The 21617-nt window shown below is 26.9% G+C and carries 17 protein-coding genes and 1 riboswitch; of the genes, 13 read left to right on the top strand and 4 right to left on the bottom strand.

The features are described from left to right. Window positions 1–69 precede the first annotated feature (69 nt). From Q1J60_RS09420 to Q1J60_RS09375, 10 genes are all read left to right on the top strand, one after another. A complete protein-coding gene (locus Q1J60_RS09420; protein WP_300261257.1) occupies window positions 70–1821 on the top strand; it encodes a sensor histidine kinase in 1752 nt (583 codons plus the stop codon). 12 nt (window positions 1822–1833) lie between these two features. Continuing rightward, complete coding sequence (locus Q1J60_RS09415; protein WP_300261254.1) at window positions 1834–3423, top strand: response regulator transcription factor; 1590 nt, start codon at window positions 1834–1836, stop codon at window positions 3421–3423. Window positions 3424–3575: 152 nt separating this feature from the next. After that, a complete protein-coding gene (locus tag Q1J60_RS09410) occupies window positions 3576–4961 on the top strand; it encodes a carbohydrate ABC transporter substrate-binding protein (protein WP_300261252.1) in 1386 nt (461 codons plus the stop codon). A gap of 78 nt (window positions 4962–5039) precedes the next feature. Continuing rightward, on the top strand, window positions 5040–5966 hold the full coding sequence (locus Q1J60_RS09405) for a carbohydrate ABC transporter permease (protein ID WP_300261249.1): 927 nt from the start codon (window positions 5040–5042) through the stop codon (window positions 5964–5966). Window position 5967: 1 nt separating this feature from the next. Then, window positions 5968–6849, top strand: a complete 882-nt coding sequence (locus Q1J60_RS09400) for a carbohydrate ABC transporter permease (RefSeq protein ID WP_300261246.1) — start codon at window positions 5968–5970, stop codon at window positions 6847–6849. A 367-nt stretch (window positions 6850–7216) separates the two neighbouring features. Next, complete coding sequence (locus Q1J60_RS09395; protein WP_300261244.1) at window positions 7217–7912, top strand: TVP38/TMEM64 family protein; 696 nt, start codon at window positions 7217–7219, stop codon at window positions 7910–7912. After that, complete coding sequence (locus Q1J60_RS09390; protein ID WP_300261241.1) at window positions 7902–9014, top strand: (Fe-S)-binding protein; 1113 nt, start codon at window positions 7902–7904, stop codon at window positions 9012–9014. The genes Q1J60_RS09395 and Q1J60_RS09390 overlap by 11 nt, the downstream gene beginning before the upstream one ends. Before the next feature lie 92 nt (window positions 9015–9106). Continuing rightward, window positions 9107–9694, top strand: coding sequence for a CDP-alcohol phosphatidyltransferase family protein (locus tag Q1J60_RS09385; protein ID WP_300261239.1), 588 nt, complete (start codon window positions 9107–9109; stop codon window positions 9692–9694). A 368-nt stretch (window positions 9695–10062) separates the two neighbouring features. After that, window positions 10063–10695: a DUF47 domain-containing protein gene (locus Q1J60_RS09380; RefSeq protein WP_300261237.1), complete on the top strand. Its 633-nt coding sequence runs from the start codon at window positions 10063–10065 to the stop codon at window positions 10693–10695. Next, window positions 10688–11686, top strand: a complete 999-nt coding sequence (locus Q1J60_RS09375; protein ID WP_300261234.1) for an inorganic phosphate transporter — start codon at window positions 10688–10690, stop codon at window positions 11684–11686. Before Q1J60_RS09380 ends, Q1J60_RS09375 begins: the two co-directional genes overlap by 8 nt. Before the next feature lie 225 nt (window positions 11687–11911). Here Q1J60_RS09375 and Q1J60_RS09370 read toward each other — a convergent pair whose 3' ends face one another. The 4 genes from Q1J60_RS09370 to Q1J60_RS09355 all read right to left on the bottom strand — a co-directional run bounded on the left by Q1J60_RS09370 (window position 11912) and on the right by Q1J60_RS09355 (window position 16860). Further along, the gene (locus Q1J60_RS09370) at window positions 11912–13804 is read right to left on the bottom strand and encodes a PTS fructose transporter subunit IIABC (protein ID WP_300261231.1); all 1893 of its coding nucleotides are present in this window, start codon (window positions 13802–13804) and stop codon (window positions 11912–11914) included. Between the two features lie 3 nt (window positions 13805–13807). After that, a complete protein-coding gene (gene pfkB, locus Q1J60_RS09365; protein ID WP_300261228.1) occupies window positions 13808–14728 on the bottom strand; it encodes a 1-phosphofructokinase in 921 nt (306 codons plus the stop codon). Then, a complete protein-coding gene (locus Q1J60_RS09360) occupies window positions 14728–15471 on the bottom strand; it encodes a DeoR/GlpR family DNA-binding transcription regulator (RefSeq protein ID WP_300261225.1) in 744 nt (247 codons plus the stop codon). The genes pfkB and Q1J60_RS09360 overlap by 1 nt, the downstream gene beginning before the upstream one ends. A 288-nt stretch (window positions 15472–15759) precedes the next feature. Continuing rightward, window positions 15760–16860: an AI-2E family transporter gene (locus tag Q1J60_RS09355; RefSeq protein WP_300261222.1), complete on the bottom strand. Its 1101-nt coding sequence runs from the start codon at window positions 16858–16860 to the stop codon at window positions 15760–15762. A gap of 256 nt (window positions 16861–17116) precedes the next feature. Here Q1J60_RS09355 and Q1J60_RS09350 point away from each other — a divergent pair, with 256 nt between their 5' ends. The 3 genes from Q1J60_RS09350 (at window position 17117) to glsA (ending at window position 20526) form a co-directional block, all read left to right on the top strand. Then, window positions 17117–17776, top strand: a complete 660-nt coding sequence (locus tag Q1J60_RS09350; protein WP_300261220.1) for a cysteine hydrolase family protein — start codon at window positions 17117–17119, stop codon at window positions 17774–17776. A gap of 64 nt (window positions 17777–17840) precedes the next feature. Further along, window positions 17841–17900: riboswitch (Fluoride riboswitch) on the top strand. A gap of 85 nt (window positions 17901–17985) precedes the next feature. Then, on the top strand, window positions 17986–19299 hold the full coding sequence (locus tag Q1J60_RS09345) for a voltage-gated chloride channel family protein (protein ID WP_300261217.1): 1314 nt from the start codon (window positions 17986–17988) through the stop codon (window positions 19297–19299). Window positions 19300–19602: 303 nt separating this feature from the next. Next, the gene (gene glsA, locus Q1J60_RS09340; RefSeq protein ID WP_300261215.1) at window positions 19603–20526 is read left to right on the top strand and encodes a glutaminase A; all 924 of its coding nucleotides are present in this window, start codon (window positions 19603–19605) and stop codon (window positions 20524–20526) included. Window positions 20527–21617 lie beyond the last annotated feature (1091 nt).

Raw genomic sequence — 21617 nt, 5'->3', positions numbered from 1 at the left:
AGAGTTTTATTTCAAAAAAAATACATATATGATAAAATATTGAAAAGAATATAGAAATTATACTAAGGAGTGAGAAAAATTATAAAGAGAATAACAAATACCTTAAGAGAAATATCAAATTTTCTTAGAAAGACTTCTATTAAAAATAGACTTATAGCATCATTTTCAGTAGGAATAATTTTTTGTAGTAGTATTTTAGGAATACTTTTATATAAAAAAGCTACTAATGCATTAAAAAATAATGCAATAAATTATTCAGAAAATATGATTTTTATAATTAGTGAAGACATTTATAAAAATAAAGAGTTCTTAGAACGAGCATCTATTGAATTGTCAATGAATGAAGAAATAGCTAATAATCTTATAAATTATAAATTTATGGATGGGAAAAAAAGGGATGAATTTCTAAAGTATATGAATGATTATTTATCTAAAAAACTTTCACTTTTACCTAATATAGTAGAACTTGAAATAATATCAAAGGATTATGAGGTTGCTTATATGCAAGGTTTTAAATATTTTAAGATGGAAGATATAGAAAGGTATGCTGATGAATCTGAAAGTGGACTGTTTTGGTTTTCTACATTTTTAAATAATGAACCACATATATGTATAGTAACTCCAGTGAAACAGGATAATAGCATTGTGGGTTATATTTTCATGGCTATAAAAAATGAAGTTTTTGCTTCATCTTTTTCTCTTTTTAATATTGGGAAAGGTAGCGAGATTTTTATAATAGATGAGGAAAATAACATAATAATTTCTGAAAATAATTTAAATAGTAATTTTATATTAGAGGAGCCTTATTTAAATAAGTTTCTTAAAAATAAACATTCTAAGGACACTGCAAGAAGTATAGTGGTAAATGGAGAAAATTATGTAGCTACATATAGAAAATTAAATGGATTTAATTGGTATATAGCTTCAATGACACCCTATGCTTTTATAAATTCTGATATTCATAGTTTAAGGAAAGAAATGATTATAATAAGTTTACTTTTCACTTTAGTAGTATTAATATTTTCATATTTTATATATTCAAGTATTAAAGTACCTTTATACAATCTTTTAAATAAGATGAAAAGAGTATCTGATGGAGATCTAAAAGTTTTAGTAAATGATACTTATGAAGATGAGATAGGTGCTATTTCTGATAATTTTGACTCTATGTTAAAAAGAATAAATGAATTAATTGAAAAGAGTAAATTACAAGAAATTGAGAAAAGGGATTTAGAGATAAGAATGCTACAGGCACAAATTAATCCTCATTTTCTATTTAATACATTAAACTCTTTAAAGTGGACAGCTTTAATGAATCAAGATTATACAGTAAGTGAAGGACTTAGTTCCTTAGCAGAATTATTAAGAAATACAATTATAGATAAAAATGAGCTTATAACTATTAGGGAAGAACTAGAGAATATAAAGAATTACGTTGTTATTCAAAAAATAAGGTATGGAAATTCTTTTGATGTTGAATATGAAGTAGATGAACTTTTATTAGAAAATAAAGTGATAAAGTTTATTTTACAACCAATAGTAGAAAATTCAATAATTCATGGAATTGATGAAAATAAAGAGGATCAAAAGATTATTATTAAGATTATATCGGAGGAAGAAAATATTTTAATATCAATTAGTGATAACGGAAAAGGGTTTAATAGTAAAGAAAGGATTGAGGATAATAAACTTTCAGGTATTGGGTGGAATAATGTTTATGAAAGGATAAAGTTAACATTTGGTTTAGGTTATGGGACAACTATTTACAGTGAGGTGAATAAAGGAACTATTGTCAAAATGGTAATTCCGAAGAGTATATAGGGGGAATTTTTTATGTTCAAGGTTATTATTGCTGATGATGAAAAAATAGTTAGAATTGCTATGAGAAATATAATAGACTGGGAATCTCATGGGTTTAATATAGTTGGATTAGCTCAAGATGGATTAGAAGTTCTTAACATACTAAATGAGAATGGTGCTGATCTTATTATAACAGACCTTAAAATGAAGGGTTTAAATGGTATTCAATTAATTGATAAGCTTAAAAAAGAAAATTTTAGAGGGAAGATACTTGTTCTTAGCAATTATGGAGAATATGAATTAGTTAGAGAATCAATGAAAAAAGGTGCAGATGACTATTTATTAAAAATAACTTTAAGACCAAAGGAACTAGAAGATATAATTGATAAATTTAGGGAAAGTTTAGAAAAGATAAAAGAGGAAGAAGAGAAAGAAGAACAGTTTAAAAATGAATTTGATAAGACAAAAAAATTAGCTGAAATTTCTTTATTAAAGGAATATTTAAAGGATTATCTATCTTATGAAGAACTTTTAAATGAGTTTCCAAATATTGATTTTTTAAATGATGATGGTGGTTATTATACTGGTGCTTGTATTTATATAGATAATTATAAAAAGGTTTATCAGGAAAAAATTAAGGATAAAAATAAATTGGCTATTACTATAGAAAATATAATAAAGGAAGAAGTTGGTGCAAATGAGGTTAAAATTGTTCCAATAAATAATCATAAGTATATTTTCATATCTAAAATGGATTTTAATAGTTTAAAAATAAAAACAATAAACATACAGAATTTAATAATGCTTTATCTGAATATTCAAGTTAGCGCTGTTTTAATAAGAAATATAGAAAGTATACAAGGATTGAAAGAGAGCTTTAAAAAGGTTGAGGAAATTCTTAGTTTGAGATTTTATGGTAAGGAAAATTTTTTAATAATAAGTGAAGAATTTTTGGGGTTTGGTGATGGTATTAAGCTTAGAAAAGAAGTAACTGATGCTATCTTAGAGAATATAGAGTTAGGAGAAATTTCTGCTAATAAGGAACTTATAAAAGAATTTTCAAGAAGGTGCTCTAATATGAATGTAAAACCTTCAAATTTAATAAATTATGTAAATTTTATGTGTGAATTAATAGAGAATCATGAGTATGTCCAAGAAGATTTAAATAGTACAAAAGAGTTAAAAGGAAAGATATTAAAGAGCGATAATATAGAGGAATTAATAAATAATTCAACTTGCTTAATAGATTACATTAATCAAAGATATATAAAGAGCAAAGATCTTAGTTATAAAAAAGAGGTTAATGAGATTATAAAATTTATAGAAAAGAATATTGATAAGAGAATAACATTAGTTATGGTTGCTAATGCTGTGAATTTAAATGAAAGTTATTTAAGTAGAGTTTTTAAAAATGAAACAGGAAAAAATCTTATGTATTTTATAAATGAAGTAAAGATGAAAAAGGCTAAGGAGTTATTAAAACAGCCAGATAATTTGGTTAAAGAGGTTGCTAACAGTATTGGAATGACAGATCAATTTTATTTTAATAGGGTTTTTAAAAAGTTTTATGGGATAAGTCCATCTAAGTTTAAAAAGGATTATAGCAATAAAGTTTTATCATAAATATAGATTATTTTTATTTTGTATGGATATTGTAAAAAAAGTACATGTTTAAGTAAAATCCTTATATTCAAAAAAAATTCATTAAGAAGTATTATAAAGATGTTGAGAAAATGTTTACAGGAAACGAGTAAGGGTATTGGAGGAGAGAGTTTATGAAAAGAAAATTAGTTAAAATGTTAACTGTTACATGTGTTACTGCTATAGTTGCATCTTCATTTGTAGGATGTGGAAATAAAGAAGAGACACCAAAAGATAATGAAAAGCCATCAACTGAACAAGCAGAAGGTTCAGGAGAGAAAAAGGTTTTAGAAATAGCTGTTTTTGAAGGTGGATTTGGTAAGGATTACTGGGATGCTTGTATAGATGCCTTTGAAGCTAAGCACCCAGATGTAGAAGTTAAGATGGAAGCTAATCCTAAAATAGGTGATATTATAAGACCTAAATTATCATCATCAAATACACCTGACTTTATATACTTAAGTACAAATGACCCATCAGGTATAGCTAATGCTTTAATAAAGGATAAAGCTTTAGTAGATTTAAGTGATGTATTTGATAGAGAAGATCCAGATAATCCAGGTCAAAAAATAAAAGATAAAATATTACCAGGATTTTTAGATACACCACTTACAACTCCATATGGAGATGAAAAAGTATTTCTAGCACCACTTTACTATAATGTTACAGGTATGTGGTATAACAAAGCTTTATTCAAAGAAAAAGGATGGGAAGTTCCAAAAACTTGGGATGAGTTCTTTGAATTAGGTAAGAAGGCAAAAGATGAAGGAATAGCTCTTTATACTTATCAAGGACAAGCTCCAGGATATAATGAGGCTGTAATATTCCCAATGTTAGCTAGTGCAGCTGGAGAAGAAGCTGTAGAAAATATATTTAATTATAAAGAAGGTGCTTGGAAAGATCCAAATGTCAAGAAAGCATTAGATGTATTCCAAAAAATGGCTGATGAGGACATGGTTCTTAATGGAACAGTTGGTATGACTCATACTCAAGCACAAGTTGAATTCTTAAATGGAAAAGCATTATTCTTACCATGTGGTAGCTGGTTAGAAGGAGAAATGAAAGATGCTATACCAGAGGGGTTTGAGTTTGGATTTATGGCTCCACCAGCATTTAAAGAAGGAGATACTCAATATGTAACTACAACAATAGAACAAATGTATATTCCAGCTAAATCAGATCAAGTTGAATTAGCAAAAGAATTTTTAGCATTCCAATATACAGATGCTATGGTTCAAAAGAATGCTGAAATAGCTAAGGCTGTAGTTCCAGTTAAGGGAGCAGTTGAAAAAGCTAAATCTTCATTAGATGCATCAGGATATGAATCTTATAAAGTTGTTGAAGAAGGGGCTAAACCAATCCCACTTTCATTTAAACCAACAAACTCTAAATTAGATTTTAGAGAAGATAGTTTATTTGGACCAGTAGGAAGTATAATAAATAAAGAATTAACAGTTGATGAATGGATTAATAACTTAGAATCTGACTCACAAACTCTTGCTAAAGAAGTTGTTGAATAATTATTAAGATAAAATAAAATTTATTGAGAAGGAGAGGATATTCTTCTCCTTCTTTAAAATTATAGGATGTGAAATTTAATGAATAGTAATAAAAGGAAAATATTTTTAGCAATGTGTGTGTTGCCTGCACTTATACTATTTACAATATTTATGCTGTACCCAATTGGAAAAGGTTTCATGATGTCTTTATATGAATGGAGTGGGATTTCAGGAGAGCCAGTATTTGTTGGGTTAGATAACTTTAAAGCACTTTTAAATGATAGATATTTTAAGGAAGCATTCTGCAATACATTTTTCATAATAGTTTTATTTCCAGCAATAACAATAATCCTTTCTTTATTCTTAGCAGTAGTAATAACTCAAAGTAAGTTAAAAGAAAAAAATTTCTATAGAGTTATACTATTTTTTCCAAATATATTATCAATGGTTGTTATAGGGGTCTTATTTACATATGTTTATGACCCCTCAATAGGAATTCTTAAAGCATTTTTTGAAATGATAGGATTAGATAGGTTAGCTGGTCTAGCGTGGCTTGGAGATTCAAAATTAGTACTATGGGCATTAGTTATAACTATGGTATGGCAAGCTGTTGGTTATTATATGGTAATTTATATAGCTGGATTAGATGGAATATCACCTTCTCTTTACGAAGTATGTTATTTAGAAGGGGCTTCAGTTTGGCAAAAGTTTAGATATGTAACATTACCGCTTTTATGGGATGTAGTTAGAGTAACCTTTGCATTCTTTATTACAGGAGCGCTTAATCTAAGCTTTATCTTTGTAACTGTAATGACTAAGGGTGGACCAAATGGAAAATCAGAAGTTTTATTGACATATATGTATAAGCAAGCATTTACAAATTCTCAATATGGATATGCTATGGCAGTTGGAGTAACTATATTTGCCTTTGCTATGATCCTTGCATTAATAATTAATAAGTTAAGTGATTCTGATGCAAGAGAAGAAAAGAGAGTAAAAAGATTACAACAGAGGGGAGTGAGATAACATGTTAGAAACTAAAAAGAGAAAAAATGTAGGTTTAGATACTGAAAACAAAACTAAAAAAGTAATATCTAATACATTATTAAGGATTATATTAATAGTTGCAACTATTTTAGTTATAGTACCAATCATATGGACAATAATGTCTTCTTTTAAAACTACCAAAGAATTCTATAAAAGTCCATGGGCATTACCAAAAAGTTTTGGATTTGCCAACTATATAACTGCATTTACAGAAGCTAACATGGGAGCTTACTTCTTCAACTCAATATTAGTTACTATAATAGCTATGGTTTTATCACTATGCTTAAGTGTACCAGCATCTTATGTTTTAGCTAGACAAAAGTTTTTTGGATGTAATTTTATAAAGAATTTATTCATGGCGGGATTATTTATCCAACCAGTATATATTATAGTACCTTTATTTACAATATTAGAAAAAATGAAATTATTAAATAATTTATTTGCACTAGCTCTTGTATATGCAGTGCTAAGTTTACCTTTCTCAATCTATATAATGAGTGGATTTATGAAGGGAATTGCAAAGGATTATGAAGAGGCAGCAATGATAGATGGATGTACCAATCTTCAAATATTAACAAAGATAGTAGTTCCATTAGCTAAACCAGGAATTATAACTATAATGATATTCAACTTTATGAATTATTGGAATGAATATGCTATGGCAATGACTTTCATAACAGATGCAGATAAAAAAACATTGCCAGTAGGATTACAAAATTTAATGGAAGTTCAAAAGTTTGCAACTGACTGGGGAGCATTATTTGCAGGATTGGTTATAGTAATGGTACCTACAATGGTTATATACTCATTAGTTCATAAAAAATTAACAGAAGGCGTGAATATTGGTGGAGTTAAGGGATAAAATTTAAAATAAAAAGTAATATTGTTATTAAAAGGGTAGATATGCTTTAAAGTATATTTACCCTTTTAAATTTGAATTTTTTAGAAAGAATTTATTACTTTATAAATGTAATCATTATTTCAGAGTTAATTAAATTTTTAAGTTGAGATTGAAGATGAATGCTGGTTTCTAGTTTAAGGAAGAATCTTATTTTAAAATTCACAAAAATAAGTATATTTATTTAGAAGTTTTGATATATAATTAATTAGTATATTAAAATTTATAATTTTTATATCAAATATAATTTTTTAAATGAAAATAGTTAAAATATTTTTATAGATTATTTGTTTTACGGCAATGAAAGTTTAAATTAAATGGAGGAAAAATGTTGAAAAAAATAGTAAAGTCATGGGTTAGTACCTTATGTATTTTAATAGTTGTTTTAGGAGTATATCTATTTATTCCAGTTGTTAATAGCAAAGTAAATCAAATGATTTTTTATTTAAGTAGTATGAATTTAGATATGATAAAGGAATATATATTATCTTTTGGAATATGGGCACCTATAACCTCATTTTTATTAATGATACTTCAATCAGTAGTAGCCCCAATACCAGCTTTTTTAATAACATTAAGTAATGCAGCTATATTTGGATGGGTTAAGGGTGCTATATTATCATGGAGTAGTGCTATGGTTGGGGCAGCATTATGCTTTTATATAGCAAGAGGATTAGGAAGAGGTGCAGTTGAAAAATTAACTAGTAAATTTGCCTTAAAGGATATAGATAGTTTCTTTGAAAAGTATGGTAAACATACTATAATAATAGCAAGGTTATTACCTTTTATATCTTTTGATTTAGTTAGTTATGCTGCAGGGCTTACATCAATGAATTTTTGGTCATTTTTTATTGCTACAGGTCTTGGACAATTACCTGCCACAATAGTATATTCCTATGTTGGGGGTATGCTTACTGGGGGAGCACAATTACTTATGAGTGGACTTCTAATTTTATTTGCTTTAAGTATAGCAATATATGTAGGGAAAAAAGTTTGGAATGAGAAAAGAGGTAAAAATGACAAATAAGGAACTTAGAAAAAATTTAGAGGATTGTGTTAATTGTGGACTTTGCTACAAGGTGTGTCCAATGATGAATACTTTTGGAGAAAGTCCCAAAAACATATTAAGAGATATAGATAAGAATAAAATAAGTTATGATGAAATTGCATATTCTTGTATGCTTTGTAATGCATGTACTGAAGCGTGTCCAAAAGATATAAATTTAAAAGCGATGTTTCAAAATTTAAGAATAAAATCTTATAGAGAAAATTTAAAAAATACTAGTAAAAAATTTAATTTAAAAGTTATTCAAAATCATCAAAAAGGTAGTTTTTCTAAGTTTTTAACATCAAAAAATAATGATAAGAAAATAAAAAGAGTGTTTATTCCAGGATGTAGTTTAAGTGGATATAATAATGAAATTATTTTTAAAATAAAGGAGTACTTAATAGAAAATTTAGGTGAAGTAGAGATATTACTAAAATGTTGTGGAAAACCTTCAAAAGACATTGGAAACTTAGATTTATTTGAAAGTAATTTAAATGATATTGAAAATAATTTGAAAATTAAGGGTGTTGATGAAATAATAGTAGCTTGTGAAAATTGTTATAAAACTTTTGGAGCAGCTTTTAAAGATATTAAAGTAATAACACTTTGGGAAGTTATAAATGAATTTGGAGTGCCAAATGAATTAAAAAACAAATATTCAGATTTAAAAGAAGAATTTGCTTTACATGATCCATGTCCAATAAAAAAAGAAGAACAAATCCATGAAGCTGTTAGAAGCATACTTAAAGACTTAGGAATCAAAATAGTAGAATTTGAGAAAAATAGAAACAAAACTGAATGTTGTGGCTGTGGGGGGATGGTAGGCGTTACTAATAAAGAGCTATGGATAAGTCAGAAAAATAAAAGAGCTAATTCTACAGATTGTGAAAATATAGTTTCTTATTGTGAATCCTGTGTAAATACTTTTAAATCTTCAGAGAAAAATGCACTACACATATTAGATTTTATTTTTAATGAGGATGTTATTAATGGAAAAGCTAAAAGTCAAAAGAATATAAGTACAATTAATCAATGGATAAACAGAATTAAATTAGCAAATAAAGTAAGAAAAGATAATTAATTTTAAGCGCTTAAGATGTTGATAGAGATTTTAGAGATTTATCTAATAAAAAATAAAAACAAATAAAAGTTTAAAATATAGGGAGAGAAAAAATGTTAGATACTTATGGAAGAAAGTATGTGAATCCAATAATAGATTTAGGTGCTAATACATTATTGAGTTTAAGATTAACACCAAATGGAGTTAGTGTAATAGCTCTAATAGTAGGCGTTTTGAGTTCAGTACTTCTTTATTTTGATAAATTAGTTTTATCAGTAGTTTTTCTTTGGATATCAGGATATTTAGATTCTGTTGATGGTGCTATGGCAAGAAAAAAGAATTTAACCAGTCCTTTTGGAACACTTTTAGATATAACCTTTGATAGAATTGTTGAACTTAGTATAATATTTGTTTTAGCTTTAAAATTTGAGAATAATAGGTTAGAGCTATTAATATTAACAATGATGATTTTAATATCTATGACAATATTTTTAACAGTAGGAGCCTTAGCTCAAAATAATAGTATAAAATCTTTTAGATATCAAGCAGGACTTGCAGAAAGATCAGAAGGGTTTATTTGTTTTTCACTTATGATTTTATTATCATATATAAGATTAGGCTTAGTGACAAATATATTTTCATTAATAATATTTATAACTATAATACAAAGAGCTTTAGAAGCTGGAAGGCTTTTAAAATAATTATATTATTAAGATATTTATATAGTTATATATAAATTAACACTAGGTTAAAAGAGTTCTTAATATAAAAATATTTTGTATTTTATGATAATGTTTTTTAGTTTAAAAAAATATTAATAAATTACTAGATTATATATAATATAATGTTAAGTAGATTTACATATAATTAATAATATAATAAATTTTGAAGGGGTTTATTTAATTATATTAAATAAAATCGTGTATATTTGCAAAACAAATGGATAAAGATACATTCTGTGTTAAGTGTAAGTTAATTAATAAATTCATTGTTAAATTTTTAAAAATATTATGATATACTAAATTTGTTCAATAAAAATTCATAATGAGGACCAGGAGATGAAATAAGAATGTTTAACTTAAATCCTAAAGAAGATAAATTTTATGATATGTTTATCGAAGAAGCAAAAAATGTAGAAAAAGCAGCGGTAATATTAAGTGAAGCTTTAGGTGATCTTGAAAATAAAACAAGCCACACAGCTAGAGTTGAAGAGTTAGAACATAAAGGAGATGAAATAGTTCATAAACTTATAGAAGAACTAAACAACTCTTTTATAACTCCTATTGATAGAGAAGATATATTTTCTATAACAAAAAGAATGGATGATATTTTAGATTCAATAGAAAGCACTATGCATAGATTCACTATGTTCAATATAAATGAATCAAAAGAAGGTGCTAAAGTTCTAGGAAGTTTAATAGTTGATGCATCAAGAGAGCTAGTGTATTTAATGGAAGAATTTAAGAATATGAAAAAGAAAAATAAAGAAATTACAGAAAGAGTAATTTCAATAAATAAAATAGAAAACAAAGGAGATGTTTTCTATAGACAAATTATATCAGAATTATTTGCTGAGGATGGAAAGACTCCAGTTATTGATATAATAAAATGGAGAGAAATATATAAGTTCTTAGAGTTAACTTTAGATAGTTGTGAGGCTGTAGCCAATATAGTTGAGGGAGTAGTGATGAAGTATGTCTAGTACTTTAGCTGTAACAGTTGTTATTATTCTCTTAACATTAGCTTTCGATTTTATAAATGGATTTCATGATACTGCAACGGCTGTTGCTACATCAATTTCCACAAGAGCTCTTTCACCTAAGGCTGCTATAGCTTTATGTGCATTATTTAACTTTATTGGAGCATTTTTAGGTACTGAAGTTGCTAAAACTGTGGGAGATGGTATAGTAGATCAAAGTAAAATACCTCTATGGGTTATTGCAGCAGTTATATTAGGAGCTATTATATGGAATCTTATTACTTGGTATTTTGGAATTCCAAGTAGTTCTTCTCATGCCTTAATAGGAGCTTTAATAGGTGGAGGAATAGCTTATTCTCATTCAATTAACATAATAAGTTGGGGAACTCTTTTTGACGAAGTAATTCTTTGGCTTATATTATCACCAATTATAGGTTTAATAGTTGGATACCTATTTATGGTTTTATTAAACTGGGCATTAAGAAGATGTAAACCAGGACCTGTAAATAGAATTTTCTCAAAATTACAAGTGGTTTCAGGAGCACTAATGGCTTTAAATCATGGTGGAAATGATGCTCAAAAATCAATGGGTATAATTACTATGGCGCTTTTAAGTGGAGGATTTTTATCTACTTTTGAAGTACCAACTTGGGTTATAGCTTTATGTGCAATTGCAATGGCAATAGGAACTTCAATAGGTGGACAAAAAATAATTAAAACAATGGGAAGTGGAGTTGCTAAATTAAACGCTGTTAATGGATTTGCAGCACAAACTGGGGCAGCTGGTGTTATAGGAATAGCTACTATGTTCCATGCACCTGTAAGTACAACTCACATAATAACAACTACAATAATGGGAGTTGGAGCTTCTAAAAACCCTAAAGCTGTTAAGTGGGGAGTTGCTAAGAATATAGTTTGGGCTTGGATCTTAACAATTCCAATAAGTGCATGTATAGCTGCTATAATAGTTGAAATATTTAAATTTATATTATAGTCTGAAAAAAGTAAAGATAATAGAAAATTTTAATTAAAGATTAGATAGAAATTCTTTTTAGGATTATATCTAATCTTTTTATTTAGAAAAAATAAAACCACCTGCCATGCAGGTGGAGGTAACTTATTTATTAATAGTTAAAATTTAAGTAATTAAAAAAAGAGAAAGGTGAGGTATAAAAGTTAATAATAAAACTTAGTTTAATACCTCACCTTTAATTATATGTTATTTGTTTATTTCATTTACAGGTTTCTTTAAGAATCCTATTATTAGAGCTGCTACAACAGAGCCTACTAATATTGATAGAATATATAAAAGAGGATTTCCTTCAACTACTGGAACTACGAATATTCCACCATGAGGAGCAGGTAAGCCTATTTTAAATATCATTGATAATCCTCCAGCTATAGCTGAACCTATAACGCAAGCAGGAATAACTCTAAATGGGTCTGCTGCAGCAAATGGAATAGCTCCTTCAGTTATGAAAGTTAATCCCATTATATAGTTAGTAGTACCAGCATCTCTTTCATCTTTAGTAAATTTATTTTTAAAGAAAGTAGTTGCTAAAGCTGTAGCTAAAGGAGGTACCATACCACCAGCCATTATAGCTGCATGTGGATAGTAGTTTCCAGAAGCAATCATAGCTATACCAAAAGTAAATGCAGCCTTATTTATAGGACCTCCCATATCTATAGCCATCATTCCACCAAGTACTATTCCAAGAAGAACTAAGTTTCCAGTTCCCATGTTTTGTAACCATATTGCTATATTGTTATTTAAAGCAGTTACAGGTCCAACAATTACTAAGTACATTAATGCACCAGTTATTAAAATACCAAATAGAGGATATAGTAAAACAGGTTTAATACCTTCTAATGATTGTGGTAATTTACTAAATATTTTCTTTAATAATACAACTACGTATCCGCCAAGGAAACCAGCGATTAGTCCACCAAGGAAACCAGATCCACTGTTAGCAGCGATTAAACCACCAACCATAGCAGGAGCAAATCCTGGTCTATCAGCTATACTTGACCCAATGAATCCAGCAAGAACAGGAATCATAAGGAAAAAAGCATTTCCTCCACCAATGTCTTTTAATAATTTAGCTATTGGACTAAAAGTAGGATCATTTATTTCAGCTGAGTGAATACCAAACATAAATGATATGGCTATTAATATACCACCACCAACAACAAATGGTAACATATTTGAAACACCATTCATTAAGTGTTTGTAAAATCCTCTTCTTTCAGTTTTACCAGAAGATTGATTAGAAGAATCTCCAGAATGATAATAAACTGGAGCAGAGCTACTTAAGGCTTCGTTTATTAATTCTTTTGGTCTTTTCATAGCTTGTACTACAGGAACTATTATAACCTTTTTACCATTAAATCTAGCCATTTCAACTTGTTTATCAGCTGCAACTATTATACCGTCAGCCTTATCTATGTCTTCTTGAGTTAATCTATTTTTTACTCCTGTTGAACCGTTAGTTTCAACTTTTATATGTATATCCATTTCCTTAGCAGTTTTGTTAAGTGAATCAGCAGCCATATAAGTATGAGCAATACCAGTTGGACATGCTGTAACAGCTAAGATATATTTTTTATTTGAATCATTTTTTGTTTCGCTAAAATCTTTAAGTTCATCAGATTCTTCATTTTCTTCAAATTTATCAATAAGAGAAATAACTTCTTCTGGTGTTTTAGAATTTAAAAGTCCACTTTTGAATTCAGGATTCATTAAAAGTACTGAAAGTCTAGATAGAGTTTCTAAATGCTCATCATTTGCTCCATCTGGAGCAGCGATCATAAATACTATATTAACAGGTTCACCATCAAGTGAATCATAATCTACACCATATTTATATATACCAAGAGCTAAAGATGCATTTTTTACTGCTTTTGTTTTAGCATGAGGAATTGCTATTCTTTCACCAATACCAGTAGAAGATAAGCTTTCTCTTTTTAAAATCTCTTCTTTATAAAGAGCTTTGTTAGTTAACTTTCCAGCATCCCATAAAACATCAACTAATTGATCTATAACTTCATTTTTATTAGATGCTGCAAGGTCAAGTTTTATTGTATCAAGACTTAATAATTGAGAAATTTTCATATTTTAAACCTCCTCGTATCTTTTTATTTTTATAATTGGTAATAATTTATTGACATCTTCAGCAAGAGCTAAATCTAAAGAAAATGCACTAGCACTTCCTGATGCTATTCCATTTTTGAAGGAAGAAATTAAATCTTTAGTTTCAACATATTTTGCTAAGAAACCTCCTACTAAGGAATCTCCAGCTCCTACAGAATTTTTAACTTCTCCTTTAGGAGCATTTCCTTTGAATACACCATACTTAGTTATTAATAAAGCACCATCTCCAGCCATAGAGATTATTACATTTTCTGCTCCAAGAGAAACTAACTCTTTTCCATATTTAATAAGTTCTTCTTCAGAATTTATTTTTACATTAAATATTTCTTCAATTTCATGATTATTTGGTTTTATTAAAAAAGGTTTATTTTTTATGGCTTCTAAAAGAGCTTTTCCAGAAGTATCAACTACAACCTTTACATTGTTTTGAGAGACTCTTTTTTGTATTTGAAGATATAAATCTCTAGGTAGAGTAGATGGGATACTACCTGCAAGAACTAAGATATCTCCTTCTACTAACTGATCTAGTCTTCTAAACAGTGATTTTAAGTTTTCAGCTGATATAATTGGACCATCACTGTTTATTTCTGTTTCTTTATTAGATTTAATTTTTACATTTATTCTTGAGTCACCTTTTACTTTTATAAATTCTGTTTTTACTCCTAAAGAGTTTAGATTATCTTCAATGAATTTACCAGTAAATCCACCAAGGAATCCAAGAGCTATATTATCTATTTTTTGATTTCCTAAAATTCTTGAAACATTAATTCCTTTTCCACCAGGGAATTTAAAATCTTTAGATGTTCTGTTTACTTTACCTAGCTCTAGATTTTCTACATCTATTACATAGTCAATAGATGGATTAAGAGTAAGAGTATAAATCATTAAATATCAACCACCTTTATATTAGTTTTTTTATCATATGTATCTTCAGGTTTTTCGTTTGTTATTATTACACATTTGTTAATATCAGAGAATTTTACTGTTGAAATTTCTCCAAATTTAGAGTCATCAGCTAATACATAAGCTTTTCTAGAGTTGTTTATTGCACATTCTTTTAATATTGCTTCTTCATTATCTGGAGTAGTAAGTCCATATGTATGATGAACTCCATTAGTACCAATAAAACATTTATCGAATCTAAATTTTGAAAGACACATTAATGCATCACATCCAGTTATTGCTTTTGTAGAAATTTTAATATTTCCGCCTATTACGTAGCACTTAATATTTTTTTTGATTAATGTATCTATATGAGATAATCCATTACTTACTACGAGTATATCCTTTCCCTCTAAGTAATCGATTAGTTCATATGTTGTAGTTCCTGCATCTACAAAAATACAATCGCCATCATCTATTAAAGAAGATGCATATTTTGCTATAGCTCTTTTTTCATGAATGCTTTTGGATGATTTTTCATTATAACTTAGTTCTTTTGAAACATTAGCTATTGATTTAGCGCCACCGTGAACTCGTTTTAATAGATTTATAGATTCTAAGTAACTAAGATCTCTTCTTATAGTTGACTCAGAGCTTTCAGTGGCGTAAAGTAATTCAGTTAGGCTAACAAAACCTTTTAGTTTTAATAAGTTTAATATTATTTCATGTCTTTTTTCACTTAACATAATAACCTCCTAAAACCTTGTAAATAGATTATACAATCAAAATCGTTCAAAATCAATAAAAATCGTTCAAAAATTATAAGGTATTATATCAAAAAATTAAATTATAAAAGATTTTATGATTGAGTTTGATCCTTTAACGAATTATATATTATATAACTTACTATAAATCAAAAAGATAGTTTATTAAGACATACTTTAATTTGCATAATTGTAATATAAAAACTAAGTTACATAGGAGCAAAATATATAAATAAGAAAAAGAAGTTGCGTTAATACAACTTCTTTTTCTTATTCGGATCTATATTCAAATCTTTTAATTAATTTTAAGGTATAGATTCTAATAACTGACATAACTGGACTTCCAAGTATCATACCTATAGGACCATATACGGCACCACCAATAGTAACTCCAAGAATTACTAGAAATGGGCTAAGTCCAACTCTGTTTCCTATAAGTTTAGGATCTAAGTACCAAGCATCAAATTGTTGTAGTATGAAAAGATATATTAAGACAATAACTGCTTTCATTGGACTTATAAATACATTTATAAAAAATCCTACAATCATACCTATAAATGGTCCAAAGTAAGGGATCATATTAGTTATACCAACTACTACTGATAATAAAAGTGCATATTCAGATTTCATTATTGTTAATCCAATAAATGCTAGTACACCTATTATTAATGAATCTATTGCTTTTATTCCAACATAAGTTCCTATTTTTTCATTAAGTATTTTTACAAATTCTAATATTTTATTTCCAAGATGTTTACCAAAAATAATTCTTGTAACTTTACTACTATGAGATAAGAACTTGTCCTTATCTACTAAAACATATATGGAAATTAAGAATCCAAATATCCAGTTTATTATAGAGCTAGTTAAGCTTATTGCAGCATCTAATAACCAATTTGATAATACTGTAACCATAGAACCAATAAATGTTATTAGTTTATTGGTATCTCCATGAGGTAAATAAGAGTTTATTCCTTCAGGAACTTTAAAGCTTGCCATTATTTCTGTAAGTAGTTTTTGCACATAATTAGTAAAGGCTGGTATATTATCTATTAACTCAATTAAACTTGTATATAATTTAGGTAGTAAATAAGTCGCTGCTAGTGAAATTGATGTTACAAATAGCAAGTAAGTTATTACTATACTAATTGCTCTTGATAATTTGAATTTTTTACTAAATAAATTTACAATTGGATTCAATATGTAGGCAATAATAAATGCTAATAAAAAAGGTAACAGTACTGATAAAATTGTATGAACAGCAGACATAACACTAGGTATATTATCTATTAACTTTATTGATAAATAAGATACTATTATTACTAATACCATTTTTATATACGATTTATTATTTTTGAAAAATTTATTCAAAATTTATCCTCCTTTTTTATAAGATTTAAAGTTTTATAATATAAATTACTCTTTGATTATATGGTTTTAAAATTAATTTATCAAATGAGAGTTTATTTTACATAAATATAATAAATGAAATTATTTTATATAAGTTCTAAGAATTTATTAAGAATGAATTCTTTAATTAAGTGTTAAAAATATTTAGAATTATTGATAAAGATATTAATTGGTTACATAATAAAATAAATATAAAAAATATAGGGGGATTTAAATCATGGATACTAAAGAAATATTATTAAGTGAAAGTAATGAAATGATAAGTGGAATTTATGAAAGACTTCAATCATTAGAAAGTATAAATTTTAAAAGTTTAGATAAGAACAGAACAATGCTTTTGATAGTTGATATAAATAAAGGGTTTGCTAAAGCTGGGGCTTTATACAGTGAGAGGATAGAAAATTTAATAATTCCAATAAGTAATTTAGGAAAGTATGCTTTAAATAATGGAATAAGAGTTAAAGCTTTTACTGATTATCATACAGAAGATTCGATAGAATTAAAATCATATCCTAAACATTGTATGAAAAATACTGATGAATGGGAACTTGTTGAGGAATTGAATTTAGAAGGTATAGAAGTTATAAAGAAAAATTCAACAAATGGATTTTTAGAGGATAAATTCATACTAAATAAGGAAGAGATAGATAATATAATAATAGTAGGTGATTGTACAGATATATGTATTTATCAATTGGCTATAAGCTTAAGAGCAGAGTTTAATAGAATTAATAAAGATGGAGAAATATATGTGCCAAGAAAACTTGTAGACACATTTGATATGCCTATGCATAAAGCTAATTTTATGAATTACGTATTTTTAAATTCTATGCTTGATAATGGTGTGAAAGTTATTGAAGATATTATTTTAGATTAGATGTATAATTTTTTGTTAATTAAATGTGGACAATTATTCATAATTATGTTACTATTTAAAGGTAATTTTTATAGGTGATGGAGTTCACCGTTAAATGCTTTATGCTAATGACTCCTACAAAATATAAGTTGTGTGTTTATATAGCTTATATTTTGTAGGAGTTATTTTTAATTTTAAAATTATTAATATCTAATGAAGGGAGAATATAAATGAAAGAAAAATCTAAGGGTTGTTTAAATGATTTTTTTAGTAAAAATTATTTTCTGCTAATAAAAACATTTTTAAAGTGGTCATTAATAGGAAGTTTAATAGGTGTTTTTATAGGAGTAGTAATAGCTATCTTTTTAAAATCTTTAGAATGGGCAACTAATTATAGAATTAGTCATGGGTGGATTTTATTTTTACTGCCTTTTGGTGGAGCTTTAGTAAGCTTTTTATACTACAAGTTTGGAAGAAATTCAGTAAAAGGTAATAATTTAATTATTGAAGATATAAATGATTATTGTGGAGATGTGCCACTTCGTATGGTTCCTTTAGTTTTCTTTGGAACAGTTGTAACTCATTTGTTTGGAGGATCAGCAGGTAGAGAAGGAACTGGAGTACAGATTGGTGCAAGTATAGCAGAGACTATAGGGAAATTATTAAAGTTAAATAAAAAAGATTCAAAAATAATGCTTATTGCAGGAGTAAGTGGAGGATTTTCGGCTATATTTGGTACACCACTTGCTGGAACTATATTTGGATTAGAAGTTTCTGTATTAGGTAAAATGAGTTATGAAGCTTTGATACCAAGTTTTTTTGCTAGTATTGTAGGAAATGAGGTTGTTAAAAATTTAGGAGTACATCATTCTCATTATAATGTTTTAGGAGTACCTAGCATTTCATTTATTATCATTATAAAAGTAATAATTTCAGCAATTTGTTTTGGAATAGCTAGTAGATTATTTAGTCAACTTACATATAAATTAAAAGATGTATTTTCTAACAAGTTTAAGAATACCTCATTAAAAAGCTTTGTGGGAGGATGTATTGTAATATTATTAGTTTATTTAGTAGGAAGTAGAAAATATTTAGGTTTAAGTCTTCCTTTATTATCAGAATCTTTTGATGGACATGTGGCATCCTTTGATTTTTTAGGAAAGCTTATATTTACATCTATAACTTTAGGAGCTGGATATCAAGGTGGAGAAGTAACTCCTTTATTTGTAATTGGATCAACATTAGGAAATACATTGTCAGGAATATTAAATTTATCACCTTCATTTTTAGCTTCTCTAGGATTAGTAGGTGTATTCGCAGGAGCTACTAATACGCCTATTGCTTCTTTTATTTTGGGAATAGAGATGTTTGGAGCAGCAGGAGCTCCATATTTATTTATGGCGTGCGTAGTAAGTTATATTTTCTCAGGTCATACTGGGATATATAGTTCTCAAAAAATAGGAGTAGGTAAGAGTAATTTAATAAGTTTTTCTAATGATTCAACTATAGCATCATATAGAAAAAAAGAAAGATTAAAACTATAGTCAATCTAATAATTAACTTTCTATTTTTTTATAAAAGTATTTTTATAAATAACTTTATAGTATTCTTTAGAAATTCTCTAAAGAATACTATAGGTTAATAAATTGTGAATTAATTCATAAAAAATACACTTTTATAATTGTATATCAGTTAAAATCTACTTTGTTTTAAAAGAAACTTAATTTTCAAATTAAATTCGTAAAGAACTTGTAGAAAAATTATATGAAGTAAAATTTTTGAATTTTGATTTTGAAATTATTAACTGTTTATAATATTTTTAGAAAATAAATTAAGAGGTGATTTTTATGGATATAAATTTAGAGGCTTTAGTAGAATCAAATAGGAAATACACAAAAGAAGGACATGTAGCTACATATATTCCAGCTCTTGCAAAGGTAAATCCTAATCAATTAGGTATTTGTATTTATGATTTAAAAGAAAATAAAGATTTTTCAGCCGGGGAATATGATATTAGATTTGCAATTGAAAGCATATCAAAGGTTCCTACATTAATATTAGCTATATTAGATAATGGAATAGAAAAAGTATTTTCAGAAGTTGGGACAGAACCATCTGGATTTGCTTTTAATTCAATTATGAATATGCAGATAAATCATAAAAACAAACCATCAAACCCATTTATTAATGCAGGAGCTATTAAAGTAGTATCATTAATTAAAGGTAAAAGTGATGAACAACGTTTTAAAAGAATTTTAGATTTTTATAGAAAGATTATGAATGATGATGAAATTACTTTAGATACTGAAATATATTTATCAGAAAAAGAAACAGGGGATATAAATAGATCTCTTGCTTATTATATGAAAGGTAATGGAATCATGGAAGGTGATGTTACTGATATTTTAGATTCATACTTTAAACAATGTTCAGTTTTAGTTACAGCTAAGGATTTATCAAGATTAGGTGCTGTATTAGCTAATGAAGGTGTTATGCCTTGGAATGGCGAAAGATTATTTTCAATAGAAGCAGCTACAGTTGTTAAATCATTAATGACTACTTATGGATTATATGATGAATCAGGATCTTTTTCAGTTCATATTGGATTGCCATCCAAAAGTGGTGTAGGAGGAGGAATATTATCTTCAGTTCCTAATAAGTGTGGTATAGGATTATTTAGTCCAGCTTTAGATATACCAGGAAATAGTGTTGCTAGTATGAAACTTCTAAAGGAAATAGCAGATAAATTACAATTAGATATCTTTAGATAAGAGTTAGAACTTTAAATAAGTAAATAGGTTTAAATATATTTAGAATAATTAAAAATCTAAGTATATTTAAACCTATATTTTTTAGATTTTAACAACTATTTTATGCATTGAAGAATGTTTAATAATGTAGACTTTAATAACTAGATTAGCATTCACTTCATATTCAATAATATATTTTATATAAATTTAGGTATTATTTTTTAGGGTAAGGAACAATATTAAAAATAAAGTTTAAGTAAAAGGATTAACAACAACTGCATCTTTAAAGGATATAGTTTGTATTAGTTTAGCTATTGATATAGGATATTATAATTTAGGTGTTTTAGGATTTTTATTTGTATTCTTAAAATTATTAAGATTAAAGAAGTTTCAATCTAAATTTATAACTAATACTTGAGAAAATATTTTGAAATAATATATGAGAAAAATTCACAGGTTTTAGAATTTATAGATAGGATTTTCACTCAAAAAGGCATAAAATATAGAGTTTTTAGGAGAAATAACAATTAAGTTTTACAATATAAAAATGATATATAGAATAGAATTACCTAATTACATAGATGATGGTGAAATAATAAATGAATTAAGTATAAATGATGGAATTATAAAAGTAAGTGAATATAATTATCTGTAATAATTATTTATTATAAAAAAGAAATAAATTAAAAACTTTATTTTATAGTTATTATTTATGAAAAGTAGTATTTTCTATAGAATAATACAAAAATTTAAAGAAAACTTATCCAAGTGTGTCTATATAGTTATTTAGAAGAATTTATTAGAAAAACTAAGAAAAATATATTTAATTTGTTAAGATTATGAAAAATATCTTAATTTATGTTGGTATATATGATAAGATGAAACACGTCGTTGAGAGACATACAAACAATTCGCTTTCAAAATTAAATTTAATTTAAAAAATAAAAAATATTTTGAAAAAATTGTTGACAAGTTTTCTAAGTAATGATAAACTAAGAAAGTCGCTTGAGAGCGACAAAGAAATGGTCTTTGAAAATTAAACAGAAGATATTAACATAAACCAGCAATTCTTTTATAAGTAATATGAGTATAGATTAAACTTTTAAATTGAG

The sequence above is a fragment of the Clostridium sp. genome (genome assembly GCF_029258205.1).
Taxonomy (GTDB): domain Bacteria; phylum Bacillota; class Clostridia; order Clostridiales; family Clostridiaceae; genus Sarcina.
The sequence above is the reverse complement of the archived record's forward strand: the minus strand, read 5'-3'. Positions and strand labels throughout refer to the sequence as shown.